Genomic DNA, 14227 nt, shown 5'->3' on the forward strand with positions numbered 1-14227 from the left:
GGCGCTGCCGCGCCATGTCCGCGCACGACAATGGCAATGGCGCCGTGCCCACCGTGTCGCCGCGGTGAACGCCGCCCGACGGTGGGCACGGCGCGCATCAGCGTGGACCAAACGGAAGGCCTGCCGCGCGCCTTTGCCCACCCTACGGCCCCCCGCCACGAACATTCCCCGCTGTCGTCCCGGGCAAGCCCGCGCGCGTAGCGCGTGGGGCGCCGACCCGGGACCCATACTCCGCGGCCGTCGTCTGGCGCGAGCTGTGGCCACAGCGTGCCCGAGCCCCGCGTCCTGTGGCTATGGATCCCGGCTCGGCGCGAACTGGCGCAATGCTGCGCATTGCCCCAGTCCGCTTGGCCGGGACGACAGCGGTGGGTGGGGTACGCACCGGTGAATCGCTTGCTGGCAAGGGTTGCGAGTCCTCCCGCCGCGGCGTAATTGCTTGCCATGACAGCCCAGCCCAACACCCCCGCCAGCGCCGCCGCCGACACCTCCGTGGCCGCGCTCCACGACAAGATCCTGATCGTCGATTTCGGCAGCCAGGTCACGCAGCTCATCGCGCGCCGGGTGCGCGAGGACGGCGTGTATTGCGAGATCGTGCCGTTCCAGAAGGCGGAGGCCGCCTTCCGCGAGATGCAGCCCAAGGCCGTGATCCTGTCCGGCGGTCCGGAATCGGTCCATGAGGAAGGCTCCCCGCGCGCCCCGCAACTGATCTTCGACTCCGGCGTCCCCGTGATGGGCATCTGCTACGGCCAGATGACGATGGCCGCCCAGCTCGGCGGCACCGTCGAGGGCGGCCACCACCGCGAGTTCGGCCGCGCCGACGTCGAGGTGAAGACCACGAGCCGCCTGTTCGAGGGCGTCTGGCAGACCGGCGAGCAACACCAGGTATGGATGAGCCATGGCGACCGCATCACGCAGATGCCGCCGGGCTTCTCGGTCGCCGGCGTCTCGCCGAACGCGCCGTTCGCCGTGATCCAGGACGAACAGCGCAAGTACTACGGCCTGATGTTCCACCCCGAGGTGGTGCACACGCCCGACGGCGCAAAACTGATCCGCAACTTCGTCCGCAACATCGCCGGCCTCGGCGGCGACTGGACCATGCACGCCTTCCGCGCGGAGGAGATCAAGAAGATCCGCGCGCAAGTCGGCAAGGGCAAGGTGATCTGCGGCCTGTCCGGCGGTGTCGATTCCGCCGTTGCCGCGGTGCTGATCCACGAGGCGATCGGCGACCAGCTCACCTGCGTGTTCGTCGATCACGGCCTGCTCAGGCTCAACGAGGCCGAGACCGTCGTCGATCTGTTCCGGCACCACTACAACATCCCGCTGGTGCATGTGGACGCGTCAAAGCTCTTCCTCGGCGAGCTCGCCGGCGTCACCGACCCGGAGCAGAAGCGCAAGACGATCGGACGACTCTTCATCGACGTGTTCGAGGCGGAGGCCAAGAAGATCGGCGGCGCCGATTTCCTGGCGCAGGGCACGCTCTATCCCGACGTGATCGAGAGCGTCTCCTTCACCGGCGGCCCCTCGGTGACGATCAAGTCGCACCACAATGTCGGCGGCCTCCCGGCCCGCATGAACATGAAGCTGGTCGAGCCGTTGCGCGAGCTGTTCAAGGACGAGGTCCGCGTGCTCGGCCGCGAGCTCGGCCTGCCCGACGTGTTCGTCGGCCGCCACCCGTTCCCGGGCCCCGGCCTCGCCATCCGCTGCCCCGGCGAGATCACGACAGACAAGCTCGACATCCTGCGCAAGGCCGACGCCATCTACATCGACGAGATCCGCAAGGCCGGCCTCTACGACACCATCTGGCAGGCCTTCGCCGTGCTGCTCCCCGTCAAGACCGTCGGCGTCATGGGCGACGGCCGCACCTACGACTACGTCGTCGGCCTGCGCGCCGTCACCTCGACGGACGGCATGACCGCGGATTTCTATCCGTTCGACATGAAGTTCCTGGGCAACACGGCCACGCGCATCATCAACGAGGTGAAGGGCGTGAACCGGGTGGTGTATGACGTGACATCAAAGCCGCCGGGGACGATTGAGTGGGAGTGAGGGGAAGCTAGCGGATCTACGGTGTCGGAACGTGCCATGAGCTATAGATTTGGCAGATATCTACATCCGTAGCCGAGCTAAAGGTGCTTCACTTTAAGTGCACTGTCCCACTTCGCGTTCAGGTAATCGCACACTAGGCGTCGGTGACAATGATGTGGCTTGTCTTCCGAGCAAAGTAGGCAGGCTCTTCGGAACATTTCGGGCTTAAGTTTATGCTCGATTCGTCTGTTCTCCATAAGCTTCATGAATGAAGCTTCGTAAATGGCCCAATCGCCTTTATCCCGCTTATATGCCTTAAGGATATCGTCAGTTGGTGCAAGAAGTGGCTGGTGAACGTAGTCCGCGGAGCAAATTGTCTTCAAGAAATACGCCAGGTCTTCCGCCTTCGCAAAGCCCGCGAGCTGAGACGTATTGTGTAGTCGTACATCGATCACTCGGGTCACGCCCGCCTTCTTCAATCTCTCGAAGAAGTCTGAGGCAGTGGTCTTCGTGAATCCTATAGTTGCAATATCAACCGGTTCCAACTGAACGGCTCCGCATGGCTTTTCGCTCATCGTGTCGTTGGTGCTCAGTAAATGCCACTTTCCTCGCGCGATTGCGGTAGGCTGCCGCAAGTCGTTTTTCTGGTACGTCGAACAAGTCCGCTCCACCCAATTGCGACATTTCAATCAACTGTGCTTCGATTTTTTCGTGGTCAGCAATCAGGCCGCTGCCAAGGATATGTCTAACGTTCATACCTTTTTCGTGCAGCGCCCGCCCGACTAGCAGGCAGCGATGACAATCGAGAGGGTCGTGCTCCGAGCACATCATAGCGATTCGGTACTTCCTGGAGCCTTCGACAATGCGAGCAAGCCCTTGAGCGAACTCTGCGGTTGCCGCCATCTTTTCATAGTCGGCTATTCCATCGCAAAAGAACCGCTTATCGGTCGGACGACCGCCCAGTTGTCCTCCAAGAAATACGTACGCAATCCCGTCCATACGCAGTTCTCCGCACAGTGTATCTTTGTTGAAGTGGGCGAAATGCCTTGAATACGGCACCGTCCTCACATCGGCGACCGCTGTGATTGACGCTTGGCGCAACAGGGCGACAAAGCTCTCGTAAGATAGCGTCGAATGCCCTATCGTCAGGATTTCGAGAGACTGTTCTGACAATACTGGCCTCCTTGCCTGGACATTAGCGCTGACTTATCAGGTATTCAGGGGCCCAATATAGCGTTCATTTTATCGGCCCTCTCCCGCCTAATCATTTATATCACAAGAAAAGGAGGCCGTTTACCTGTGCATAGCAGGAATCTGGCATTTGGGCGAATGGCCGACTCAGCCCCAGCCGGACATGGATAATTGTGCTAGCTTGGGCGGCTGCCGCTAGCGCTTCTACTCCCCCTGCAAGGAACTGAGCGGCAGCTGCATCGGCTGGGACCGATAAATCGTACTCTATTCCGTCCTGAACAATCTCAGCTCGCAGCTTGCGCTTGCCGTTGGAACTGTCCTCGTAAAATGAAATTGCGTTTGGCTGAATCTGTACGGCGTCGAGTGAAACAGTTCGTTCGCCAGCCCGAACGTAAGCCTTCCCCGAATACGCTCGTTGAAGGGCTCCGCTGAATGCACGATCAATCGATGGAGACATTCCGGGCGCTACGCTACTTGCAATTTCTGCAGGTGTGATTTTTTTCAGAACGGCAGTCTCTTTCCCATCCACGAATATCCGATCTTCTGTAGCGTGAGGATATGGCGAATTGGCTGGAGCCGGCGCGGTTTCAAAGCGAACAACATTGCCAATGTCAAAGAATTTTCCAGGACCGGCGTTCTGATCGCCCCAAAATCGAGACGCTTCGACGGCCGGATTCATCGTCGGCGGTTCTGGACGCACCATTCTGCCTTCCTGCAAATCCCATCCCGCAACGCAAAAGAGTGTGCCGTATCGAGTAACATCGGTTACTATTAGATTGTGCATTGACATCGTCTCCCTCCCAAATTGCGTAAATCTGGGATTGAGCGAGTTGATTTGCAAGCGTCTATGGTAGTGAGATCGCCGACAAAACTATGGAGAGCATTCAACCGCTGTATGCCTTATGCCGAACCTATCATCCGGCGCCGCCCTGGACTGCACAATCAGTCTTGGCTAACCGACCCCATCCGTCGCATCTCGTCCTGCCGCATCGGCATTGCATCGACGCGTCTGAACAGGCCCTCGGCCGAGATCGGCTTTTCCGGGGCCAGCGTATTGTTGCCGTCCTCGCCGATCATAACGCGGCGGCCGTCGGTGCCAAGTGTCGCGCGGAGCTGGCGGTGTCGTCGCCGGCCTGGAGCAGGATGATAGCGCGCTTGGACATGACGGGGACTATGGTGACGGTGCACGGGGCGGATTCCAATTTGAAGTGCAGCGTCACCGAATTTCCGTGGCCAGTCACGGCTGAGCCTGCAGGACGACCTCGATCGCCAATAGGTCACTTTTCGTCTTTTCCACGATCTCCTTTGTGCAAGCGACGCAGAAGATCGGGTGGGCGGTAAAGCCGCTCTTCTGCTTGGGAATCTGAAAACACGTCGCCGCTGTCGCAATTCGCTCTTTGCAGCGGTCGCAATTCGTGGCCTTGCCACAGGTGTGCAAGACTGGCGATCCTGTCGACATTGAGAGAAGCGAAGGTGTTTTACCCTTTGGCTTTGGCACCTAAAATCCCCTTATATCTTTTAGTCAGCAGGTTCAGAATTTCCTCAAGGCTCTTAATCGAACCTTCGAACTCCTCAGTTGACCAGTCCTTGCGTTCTTTAGGATTGTTTTTCTTCAGCTCTTTGTTGATGAGCGTGACGCAGGCAACGAAATTGTTTGTTGCCGGAATGCCGCTATTGATGATCTCACGGCCGGCGCGGTTAACACCCAGCCTGTTTACAAGCAGGTTCGCGGCGCGGTTGACCTCGTCATTGAGGCCCTTCCGGCGCATCTCCCATTCCCGAATGGGTAGCTTCTGATATGGCTGTGCGGCCCTCGAGGTTGTCTGCGCGGTCGAACGCGCCAGCACAATCGCTTCGGCCTGATCTGGATCCAGCCCCAACCGCTCCAGGTTTTCGCGCAGTTCCCCGATGATGTCCTCCTGTTCGGCGGAGGTGAACTGCTCTTCGATCAATGAGTCGACGATCTCGTAGTTGACCACGACCGGTTCGGACAATTTCATTCGAGCCTCACCCGACCTCACTTCCGCAGGCGGCTCAGGCTCCTTACCTCCGATGACATCTTCCCAGAACTTTTGATCATCGCTTTCGAACAGCTTGAATTCACGCAGTCGCTCATCAAGGTTCATACCAGCGTGAGTTACGACGTGGCCGTAGTTGTCGGGGTGGCCCGGGCTGTTTTGCACGATCACCCGCAGAATTCGTCCGACGAATTGAATATATGGCGCCAAAGTACGGAACGGGCGAAAGATTGCCGCAACACTCAGCTTGGGATGGTCAAAACCTTCACCAAGCATCTGCACTTGGACGATGCAGTCAAGTTCCCCGCTCGTCAACCTCCGTTTGACCTCGCCCTTCTTTTCTTCGTCCATCTCACTGTAGATCAAGTCCGCCTTAAAGCCGCGCGCTTCATACATTGCAGTGATTCTGCGGGCATGGTTGACGCTGCAGGCGACAGCGATCAGTTGGTGCGCCGTGCCTGTCTCCCTCAGCATCTCAAGCTTTTCGAGGCTATTCTCGACAATGGTCTGGTTGCAAGGGTCGGAAAGCGCAATTCCTCGGCTGAACCAGTCCTTATCCTTCATCGCCAGCACGTCATCCAACGTGAAGACTTTGGTCTCCCCCTTGGCGGTGAACTCCAGTTCGGTCGGGGCGGCGTAGCTTGCAGTAATGCGCTTGATATAGCCTTTGAACGTGGCTTTCTTGAACGGGTAGCGATAGACGAGGTCTCCGTCGATTTCTTGACCGTCGCCGCGGAAGGGCGTTGCGGTCATGTTTATCACGCGCGCCCGGTCGAAGTGCTCAAGGATCTTCTTCCAGCTTTCGGCTGGCGAGTGGTGAGCCTCATCAACGATGATGAGGTCGATGAAGTCCTTGGGGAACTTGTGGAGCCACTTCTCAGTGTTGGTGGCAAGCTGCTGGACATTGGATACGATGAAGTGGGATTTTTCGCAGACTGAGAGATTCCCCGTGTCCAAGGTCGTGGCAAACGGGCCACCGATCATGGCTTCGTCAGTGAGGATGTTCCGTTTCCGCCAGAAGCACTTCTGCCGGTTGGTGACGTCCAGGGCTTCGAACAGGCCTTCTTTGATGGTCAGGTTCGGCGCGACAACCAGCACACGCCCTTTCGCGATGCCGAACGGCGCGATAGCCGCGATGCCCGATTTCCCGCAGCCGACGGGTATCTGGATGATCGCCGTTTTCCCGCCCGCCTTGAAGTATTCGTACAGGGCTTGGTAGGCCTCAATTTGAGGCTCACGCAGCTGAAGGTTTTCTTCGATATGGGCGGACGTCTTTAGGAAATACTGTTCCAGTGGGATGTTGGAGCGGACCCAGGCGTCCAGATCGCTCTTGCTGAACAGCCATTTGCTGCCGACCTTGTTCGACGGCAGCGTTCCTTCTCGCGCCAGATCGTATAGGGCGGTCTTGCCGAGCTGCAGGTAACGCGACGCGTCCTCAATCGTCATCCATTCGTCGGTCATGGCCAAAGCTCCCTTTTATCATTTCTTATCAAACGATATCGTCTGATGCAATAGGTCGTTCTGCCTTTGTTTCGCGCTGGTGGATTAAGTCGGGCAGATTTGCGCAAAACGCGCCGGGCTTACGGTCGGTGTTACGGTGACTGTGCATGAAATTCGCGAACGTAGCCTGCGATCGAGGCTCCCCTAGCTCCCTTGTTTGGCGCGGGCCTTCGCCGCGCCTAGGCGGCTTCGGCCGGCAGGGGGAATAAGCCCGGCCCTGACGATGGGAGAGAGGCGAGGCGACTCACGGACATCCCGTAGTCGTCCAACTGACCATCCGCCCGACGGGCAATCCGCGCATGCCGTGAATGCGCCAACTGCCCGTCGTGCCAGTTTGTCGCAAACTACCCCCTTGCCTCGTCGGGCAAATCACCTCCACATTTCCGGGCATACCGGCTCGCTGAAGAGGGACGTTTCGCGATCGTCACGAGCGTCGAGCTGGGGAGGCGATGGGCGCGTTGCTCCGCAGCCGGGTGTCACAGCCCGTGCCGACGAACGGAGCGAGGCGACGGCGAAGTGGTGTGGTCCTGGCATCGCGGTGCTGATGCCAAGCCGGCGGTGATGATGATCCGCTGGCGACGGGGGCAAGACAGCCGATCCCCGGGGAGAGCGCCTATAACCCGTCAAACCGTCGCGCAGGGAAGGCCGGATATTGGGCTGAACCTGTGGTTCTGCCGCGTGCTTTTTGCTGCACGCGGACCGCGGGTATCAGTCGATACCCGGTCTTCCCTGCGCCTCTTCGTTGAGAGGCGGTTGAATGAAGACAACAACTCGGGCTCAGGCGGCCGCGAGATCGCGTCGTCACGCCTGCTGTTTGAAACGTGGAGACAGGTGCCGGGACGATGTTCCGCGCTGGTGTTCGGCGCTCATTCAAAGCTGACCGTGGACGAGAACCAGTCCGCCGGTGAGAGGCGGCTTCATTGCCCGCGCATGCGCTGCGCGAAGGCCGTAAGACGTGTCCGTGCGATGTCCATCAGGAGGGCAAGTGCGTTGAGGCGCTGCGGCTCGGCAGTCTCCGCCGGATTCAACGTGCCGTTGAGATGCCGCTCGCAGTTTTGCGCGAACGTCGTCGTGAGGCGCGCCGCCAGATCGCGCACCAACCCGTCGCGCGCGATCTGCGCTAGTGGACCGGAGAGGCTGTAGCGTATGGCGAGCTCGACGCGGGTGGCCCGTCCTTCGTCGATCGGAAGCATGCGCCAGCTGATCTGCCCGGAGGTCGAGCTGCGGCTCCGCTGGTCACGTCCGGTGCCGATCAGCCGGCCGGACAGACTTGCGTCGTCGCGCTCGATCCGCGCGGCGCCGCGGAACACGGCCGCAAGCGGGCCAAGCGCGACCCTGATCTCGCCTTCGATGCGATCGGGGGCCGGCATGGCCGTGATCATCGCGCCGGGAAAGCATGCGGCCAGGGTCGTGAGGTTTCCGAACAGCGCGAAAACCTGCGCAGGCGCGGCGTTCACAGTGAAGGATGCGTCGAAGCTCTTGGCGGGTACGGCCTCGGGAATATCGCGTGTGCTGATGGCAGCGCCCCGGTCAACCGCCGTCTCCGCTATTGCTGGCCGCGCTGACGACGCAGCGGTCGCGACCGCGCCCGACTGCGATCCCACGGGTCCGAGCGTCGTGCGTCCGGCGCCGATCACGGCCGCGATGCCACGTTGCCGCCGCGCCTCGATCACCGCGCGGACAGCGCGGACGATCCCGACATAGCCTGTGCAACGGCAGAGATTGCCGCTCAACCCGACACGGATGGCCTGCTCGTCCGCGTGATCGAGGCGCAGCACGAGGTCGCGCGCCGACATGATCATGCCGGGTGTGCAGTAGCCGCATTGCAGCGCATGCTCGCGCGCAAAGGCCGTGCGCAGCTCGGCTGCGATCTCATCCTCATCCAGGCCTTCGATGGTCGTGACCGCAGCACCATCGCAGGCCACCGCGAGCGTGATGCAGGAGCGGGCCGGAGCGCCGTCGAGCAGCAGTGTGCAGGCGCCGCAGACGCCATGCTCGCAGCCGAGATGCGTCCCGGTCAGGTCGAGCCGATCACGCAGGACGTCGGCAAGATGGGTCCGCGGTTCGACCGTGGCCTCGGTCGCGCTGCCGTTGACGGTGAGCTGGAGCTTCATCACGCCGCGGCCTCCGCGATCGCCCGCGCGAGCACGCTCAGGTGGATGTGCCGGGCGGCCGGATCGGTCACGCCGGCCTGCATCAGCAGGCGGTCGGCGAGGTCGCGATCGAACTGCTGCCCGAGCCTGGTGTTCGCTCCGCCAAACAGCGATGAATCGTCGACGACGATCGGCGTCCTGTCGATGGCGCCGATCACAACCCGGCTGCAGGCCTTGTCCGGCTCGATCAGGACGGCGGCCATCGCATGCGCGAATTCGCCGGGCTTGCGGCAGGCCTTGGCGTAGCCGAAGCGCGTCGTGGGCGACAGGGAGGGAAGGCGGATCGCGGCGACGAACTCGCCGGGACGCAGCGCCGTCTGCAGCGCGCCCTGGATGAACTCCGTCACGGCGAGGTCGCGTCGGCCGGCGGAGCTCGCCAGCCGTACGCCGGCGCCGAGGGCTGCGAGCGTCGTCACCCAGTCGGCGGCCGGATCGGCATGACCTAGCGAGCCTCCGATCGTGCCGCGGTTGCGTACGGCGCGGTAGGCAATGCCGCGCGCGATCCGCCGCAGCACGCCATGAGTCACGTCAGGAAGCCGGCCGTCCTCGATGTCGGCATGGGTGACGCAGGCGCCGATGACAAGATCATCGCCGTCACGCTCGGCCGTACGAAGCTCGGCGAGCCCCGCGATGTCGACGATCAGTGGCGGCTGCACCAGGCGCAGATTGAGCATCGGCCCGAGCGACTGGCCACCGGCCATGATCCTTGCGCCGCCATTGGCGTCCGCGAGCAGGGCGAGCGCGGCGCCGACGCTGTTGGGACGCTCATAGGCGAAGGATGCAGCCTTCACGGCGAGCTCGCTTGCGCCTGTTTCGCTGCCAGCACTGTCGCGACGATGCGGCGTGGCGACAGCGGTGACTGCATCAGCTCCGCACCAAGCGGCCGCAGCGCGTCGTTGACGGCATTGGCGATCGCCGCCGGTGGCGCGATCGCACCGCCCTCACCGATGCCCTTGACGCCGAACATCGTGTAGGGCGACGGCGTCTCCATGTGGAACAGGCGGGGCTCGGGGACTTCGGTCGGACCCGGCAGCAGGTAGTCGGCCAGCGTCGTCGCCAGCGGCTGCGCGGCGTCGTCGAACGGCATCTCCTCGTACAACGCGGTGCCGATGCCCTGCGCCAGGCCACCGAGAATCTGGCCGTCGACGATCATCGGATTGACGAGGACACCGCCATCCTCGACGATGACGTAGTCGAGCAGCTCGACCTCGCCGAGATCCGGATCGACCGCGACCGTGACGGCATGGGCCGCGTAGGAGAAGGTGCCGCTGTCGCGCACCGGCTTGTAGCCGCTGGTGACCTCGAGGCCGGCCGGGTCAACGTCGGCGGGAAGGTCCTGCGGCCGGCGGTACCAGGTGTGGGCGATCTCGGCGAGGCTGACGCTGCCGTTCGGTCCGCAGGCGCGTCCCTCGCGCCACACGATCGCCTCCGGCGCGAGCTGCAGCAGCTTGGCGCCGATGCGCGTGGCGCGCGCGACGAGCTGCGCGCAGGCGGTGCCTACGGCTCCGCCGGCCATCACCATCGAGCGCGAGCCCCAGGTGCCGGTGGAATAGGGCGTCATCGCGGTGTCGCCGAGCACGACGCGGATGTTGCCGGGATCGACGCCGAGCACTTCGGAGGCGACCTGAGCCAGCGTGGTCTCGAGTCCCTGGCCGTGCGAATGAACGCCGACGCGCAGCTCAAGCCCGCCGTCGGGCGTCAGGCGCGCCGTGGCCTGCTCATGGCCGGGTACCATCGGGATGCCCCAGCCGGCATAGACCGAGGTGCCATGCGCGGCCTGCTCGCAATAGATCGAGACGCCGGTCCCGATCAGCCGGCCGTCCGCCTCGCCGCGCTGTTGCCGGGCGCGGATCGCGGGGACGTCGATCGACGCCAGCGCCCGCTGCAACGCGCCGGGATAGTCGCCGCTATCGAAATGCTTGTTGGTGATGTTGTCGAACGGCATGTCCTGCGGTTGCACCAGATTGCGCAGCCGGACCTCGCCGGGCTCGAGCCCGGCTTCGGCCGCGACGGCATCGAGCAGCAGCTCGAGCGCGAAGCAGACGCCGGTGCGCGCCACGCCGCGATAGGGCAGGATCGGGCATTTGTTGGTTGCGACCGAGTAGGTGCGGCAGCGATAGGCCGGCATCCGATACGGCCCCGGCAGGATGCTCGCGATCTGCGCCGCTTCGAGGCAGGCCGAGAACGGATAGGACGAGTAGGCGCCGGAATCGACGATCGCCTCGCAGTCGATGCCGCGCAGGCGGCCGTCGCGATCGGCATAGACCGTGATGTGATAGGCGTGCTCGCGGCAATTCGCGCTCGCACTCAAATGCTCGCGCCGGTCCTCGAGCCAGCGCACCGTCCAGCCCTTTTCCATGGCGAGCCAGCTCAGGCACACTTCCTCGGGCAGCAGGATGCCCTTGTGGCCGAAGCCGCCGCCGATGTCGGGTGCGATGATGCGGATGCGGCCCTGGTCCATGCCGAGGCAGTCGGACAGGCCGTTGCGCACGATGTGTGGCATCTGCGAGCCCGTGTGCAGCGTGAGCTGATCGAGCCGGTGATCGAAGGTCGCGACGACGCCGCGGCCCTCCAGCGGCGCCATGCACTGGCGCGCCGTCGAGATCTCGCGCGTCACCTTGATCGGCGCGTCAAGCGCCGCAGTGATGTCGACCTCGAAATTCGTTTCCAGGAAGACGTTGTCGCCCCAATGCTCGTGCACGAGCGCGCCGCCGGCCGCGCGCGCCAGCCGCATGTCGTGCACCGCCGGCAGCGGCTCCAGGTCGAGCTCGACGGAAGCGGCGATGTCCTCGGCCTCGGCGCGGTTGCGCGCGACGCACATCGCCACGAGTTCGCCGACATGGCGCACCTTGCCCGTCGCCAGCACCGGCTGCTCGGAAATCTTGAAGCCGGGCAGGCCTGAGACGGCGCGGATCGGCTTGATGCCGGCGAGGTCGGCGGCCGTGAAGACGACGTCGCGGTACACCGTGGGAATATGGATCGCCTTGATTCTGGCGTGCGCCATCGGGCTGCGCACGAAGGCGACGTCCTTCATCCCCGGCAGCCTGATGTCGGCGACATATTGGCCGCGGCCGCGCAGGAAGCGATCGTCCTCCTTGCGCAGCAGCCGCGCGCCGACGCCGCGCGGCGCGCGCTTGTCCGAGACGGTCGGCGCCGCGCCGGCCACGTCAGGCCGCGACCGCTGCAGGCAGGATCGGCGCCGTTGCGTCGTGGCGGATGCCGGCGCGCAGGCAGAACACCGGCTGCAGCAGCCGATCGGCAATCACCTCGGTCTTCTCGTTGTCGCGCAGCACGAAGCGGCCCTGCTTCTCGCGGAGCACGCTGACATCGGCCGCCATGCCCGGACGCAGCGCGCCGATCCGATCGGACAGGCCGAGCATGGCAGCGGGATTCGACGTCACCATCGGCACGACCTGCTCCAGCGTCAGCCCGAGTGCGACCAGCGAGCTCATCGCCTGCACGAGGCTGAACTTGGCCTGGCCCGCGAACGGATGGTTCTCGTCGTCGGCATGTTCGTCCGGCGTGCCGGCCGGTGCTGGCACATGCGTGTTGTAGCCGTGGATGTCGGCGCCGAGCGTATGCGGCACGATGCCGGCGTCGATCGCCTTGCGCGCCAGCCGGTAGGAGAAATGGCTGCCATGGCCGACGTCGACCTTGAGCCCGCGGTCGAGCGCGGCCTGGATCACCGGATGTACATCGCCCTTGGTGTTGACGAAGCCGCCGGGATGCCGCGTGAACGGGTGCGCCAGCACGTCGCCCGGACGCAGCAGCGGGATCACCCGCTCCAGGATGGTGTCGACATCCTCGCCGTTGGTGCCGCTCGCCGGCAGGCCCCAGAGCTGGCCGAAATGGACATAGACGGGGAGCTCAGCGCGGCGGCCGATCTCCGCGGCCATCTCGATGACCCGGATGCCCCAGCGCGCGAAGCCGCCGATCTCGGCATGCGCCTTGATGCCGCGGACGAGGTCGCGGTTGGCGACAGCTGACTTCACCGTCGCGTCGATGTCGACGCAGTCGGGCCGATAGAGATCAGGGTAGTAATGGCCCTCGAGGCCGCCGACCAGATAGGCCGACAGGAACGCATAGACACGCGACTGCGCCTGCTCGGCGACGAAGTGCCGGAAGCCGGGCAGGGTCATGCAGGACGGACCGCCCTGGTCGATCAGGCTGGTGACGCCCGACTGTACGCCGACCATGTCCGCATTCATGCCGAAGCGGCCGGTGACGTACTGATAGACATGGGCGTGGGTGTCGATCAGTCCGGGAAGCACGAGCTGGCCGGTGACGTCGACGACATCCCTGGCGCTGGTCGGCAGGATATCGGACTGGACAGCGGCGATGCGGCTATTGCGGATGGCGACATCCTTCAGTCCATCGATGCCGGAGGCGGGGTCAATGACACGACCGCCGCGCAGCAGCAGGTCGAACGAGGCGCTCACGGACATGCAAGGTCTCCTTTCCGGGCAGCGTGCTCGTCCCGGTCAAAGCCTTCCTCGATGAGCCGGCACCGATGATGTGCCGACCGATTTACGAAGCATACTTCGCATTACATCAAGATCCGTGCCATAGACAGCTTCAAATTGATGCAGCGTGATCAGCGCTTATGCGGGAGCCGTTCGATGGCCGGAAGGACTAAGCCGAAAGCAGATCCGTCATGGCCGCTCGAGGCGCGCCCGGGCTATCTGATCCGGCGGCTGCACCAGATCCACGTCGCGCTGTTCCAGCAGAAATGCGCCGCCTATGAGATCACGCCGTTGCAGTACAGCCTGTTGACGGCGCTGGCGAAACGGGGGACGGCGGATCAGACGGCGCTGGCCCAGGACATCGCGCTCGACCGGACCACGACGACCGGCGCATTGAAGCGGCTGCAGGCGCGCGGCTTCGTCGATCGCAGCGTCGGACCGCACGACCGGCGGTCGCGGACCTGCCGCCTGACCCGTTCCGGCGCGGCATTGCTGCGCAAGATCGAGCGGCCGGCACGGGCGGCGCATCTCGCGACGGTCGCGGATCTCACCAAGGCCGATCAAAAACGGTTCATTGCCATGATGCAGGCGATCGTCAAGGCGCAGGGCGAACGGCTCGATGCGACACGATCGCCGGACTGAGCGCGCCCGACCGCGATGAGTTCCGATTAGATAATGGGCATGGTGCTGCCCGAAAAGCAGCGCGTCGCCGGAGTGCAGTATCCGGTCGGGGCGCCGTCGCCGCAAATACGAAGCATGCTCCGCATTCAGGTGTGCTGCGGCGTTTTGTCCGCAACCGGCGCATTTGGCTGCTCATTTCCGGTGAAGATCGTCGCAGGAGCGGTCGCGCTGCGCCAGGCCCCGCGACGTCTGGCAT

Annotated in this window: 11 protein-coding genes; 2 read left to right on the forward strand and 9 right to left on the reverse strand. The window is 63.5% G+C overall.

The window, feature by feature from the left end; all coding sequences use genetic code 11:
- Positions 1–441: 441 nt before the first annotated feature.
- Complete coding sequence (guaA, locus tag QX070_RS22030) at positions 442–2046, forward strand: glutamine-hydrolyzing GMP synthase (protein ID WP_315739190.1); 1605 nt, start codon at positions 442–444, stop codon at positions 2044–2046.
- Between the two features lie 77 nt (positions 2047–2123).
- On the opposite strand, the gene QX070_RS22035 is transcribed toward guaA, so the two are convergent.
- The 9 genes from QX070_RS22035 to QX070_RS22075 all read right to left on the reverse strand — a co-directional run bounded on the left by QX070_RS22035 (position 2124) and on the right by QX070_RS22075 (position 13332).
- Positions 2124–2600 (reverse strand): DUF488 domain-containing protein, encoded by a 477-nt coding sequence (locus tag QX070_RS22035; RefSeq protein ID WP_315739191.1) that lies wholly within the window; start codon positions 2598–2600, stop codon positions 2124–2126.
- Positions 2557–3198, reverse strand: coding sequence for a DUF488 domain-containing protein (locus QX070_RS22040; RefSeq protein ID WP_315739192.1), 642 nt, complete (start codon positions 3196–3198; stop codon positions 2557–2559). Before QX070_RS22040 ends, QX070_RS22035 begins: the two co-directional genes overlap by 44 nt.
- Before the next feature lie 100 nt (positions 3199–3298).
- Positions 3299–4006 (reverse strand): dual OB domain-containing protein, encoded by a 708-nt coding sequence (locus QX070_RS22045; protein ID WP_315739193.1) that lies wholly within the window; start codon positions 4004–4006, stop codon positions 3299–3301.
- 152 nt (positions 4007–4158) lie between these two features.
- The gene (locus QX070_RS22050; protein WP_315739194.1) at positions 4159–4293 is read right to left on the reverse strand and encodes a DUF4174 domain-containing protein; all 135 of its coding nucleotides are present in this window, start codon (positions 4291–4293) and stop codon (positions 4159–4161) included.
- Positions 4294–4694: 401 nt separating this feature from the next.
- Positions 4695–6695 carry a DEAD/DEAH box helicase gene (locus QX070_RS22055; protein WP_315739196.1) on the reverse strand — a complete coding sequence of 667 codons (2001 nt, stop codon included), beginning with the start codon at positions 6693–6695 and terminating at the stop codon, positions 4695–4697.
- 956 nt (positions 6696–7651) lie between these two features.
- Positions 7652–8851: a 2Fe-2S iron-sulfur cluster-binding protein gene (locus QX070_RS22060; RefSeq protein WP_409999180.1), complete on the reverse strand. Its 1200-nt coding sequence runs from the start codon at positions 8849–8851 to the stop codon at positions 7652–7654.
- Positions 8848–9678, reverse strand: a complete 831-nt coding sequence (locus QX070_RS22065) for an FAD binding domain-containing protein (protein WP_315739198.1) — start codon at positions 9676–9678, stop codon at positions 8848–8850. The genes QX070_RS22060 and QX070_RS22065 overlap by 4 nt, the downstream gene beginning before the upstream one ends.
- Complete coding sequence (locus QX070_RS22070) at positions 9675–12053, reverse strand: xanthine dehydrogenase family protein molybdopterin-binding subunit (RefSeq protein WP_315739199.1); 2379 nt, start codon at positions 12051–12053, stop codon at positions 9675–9677. The genes QX070_RS22065 and QX070_RS22070 overlap by 4 nt, the downstream gene beginning before the upstream one ends.
- A 1-nt stretch (position 12054) precedes the next feature.
- Complete coding sequence (locus QX070_RS22075; protein ID WP_315739200.1) at positions 12055–13332, reverse strand: amidohydrolase/deacetylase family metallohydrolase; 1278 nt, start codon at positions 13330–13332, stop codon at positions 12055–12057.
- A 174-nt stretch (positions 13333–13506) separates the two neighbouring features.
- Here QX070_RS22075 and QX070_RS22080 point away from each other — a divergent pair, with 174 nt between their 5' ends.
- A complete protein-coding gene (locus tag QX070_RS22080; protein WP_315739202.1) occupies positions 13507–13992 on the forward strand; it encodes a MarR family winged helix-turn-helix transcriptional regulator in 486 nt (161 codons plus the stop codon).
- The last annotated feature ends 235 nt before the right edge of the window (positions 13993–14227 follow it).

Origin of the sequence: Bradyrhizobium sp. SZCCHNR1093, assembly GCF_032381175.1 — a bacterium.
Classification (GTDB): Bacteria; Pseudomonadota; Alphaproteobacteria; order Rhizobiales; family Xanthobacteraceae; genus Bradyrhizobium.

Excerpts from the sequence above, each read along its gene's own strand:
- guaA (WP_315739190.1), top strand. The coding sequence starts at position 442 with ATGACAGCCCAGCCCAACACCCCCGCCAGCGCCGCCGCCGACACCTCC.
- QX070_RS22035 (WP_315739191.1), bottom strand. The coding sequence starts at position 2,600 with ATGAGCGAAAAGCCATGCGGAGCCGTTCAGTTGGAACCGGTTGATATT.
- QX070_RS22045 (WP_315739193.1), bottom strand. The coding sequence starts at position 4,006 with ATGTCAATGCACAATCTAATAGTAACCGATGTTACTCGATACGGCACA.
- QX070_RS22050 (WP_315739194.1), bottom strand. The coding sequence starts at position 4,293 with ATGATCGGCGAGGACGGCAACAATACGCTGGCCCCGGAAAAGCCGATC.
- QX070_RS22055 (WP_315739196.1), bottom strand. The coding sequence starts at position 6,695 with ATGACCGACGAATGGATGACGATTGAGGACGCGTCGCGTTACCTGCAG.
- QX070_RS22075 (WP_315739200.1), bottom strand. The coding sequence starts at position 13,332 with ATGTCCGTGAGCGCCTCGTTCGACCTGCTGCTGCGCGGCGGTCGTGTC.
- QX070_RS22080 (WP_315739202.1), top strand. The coding sequence starts at position 13,507 with ATGGCCGGAAGGACTAAGCCGAAAGCAGATCCGTCATGGCCGCTCGAG.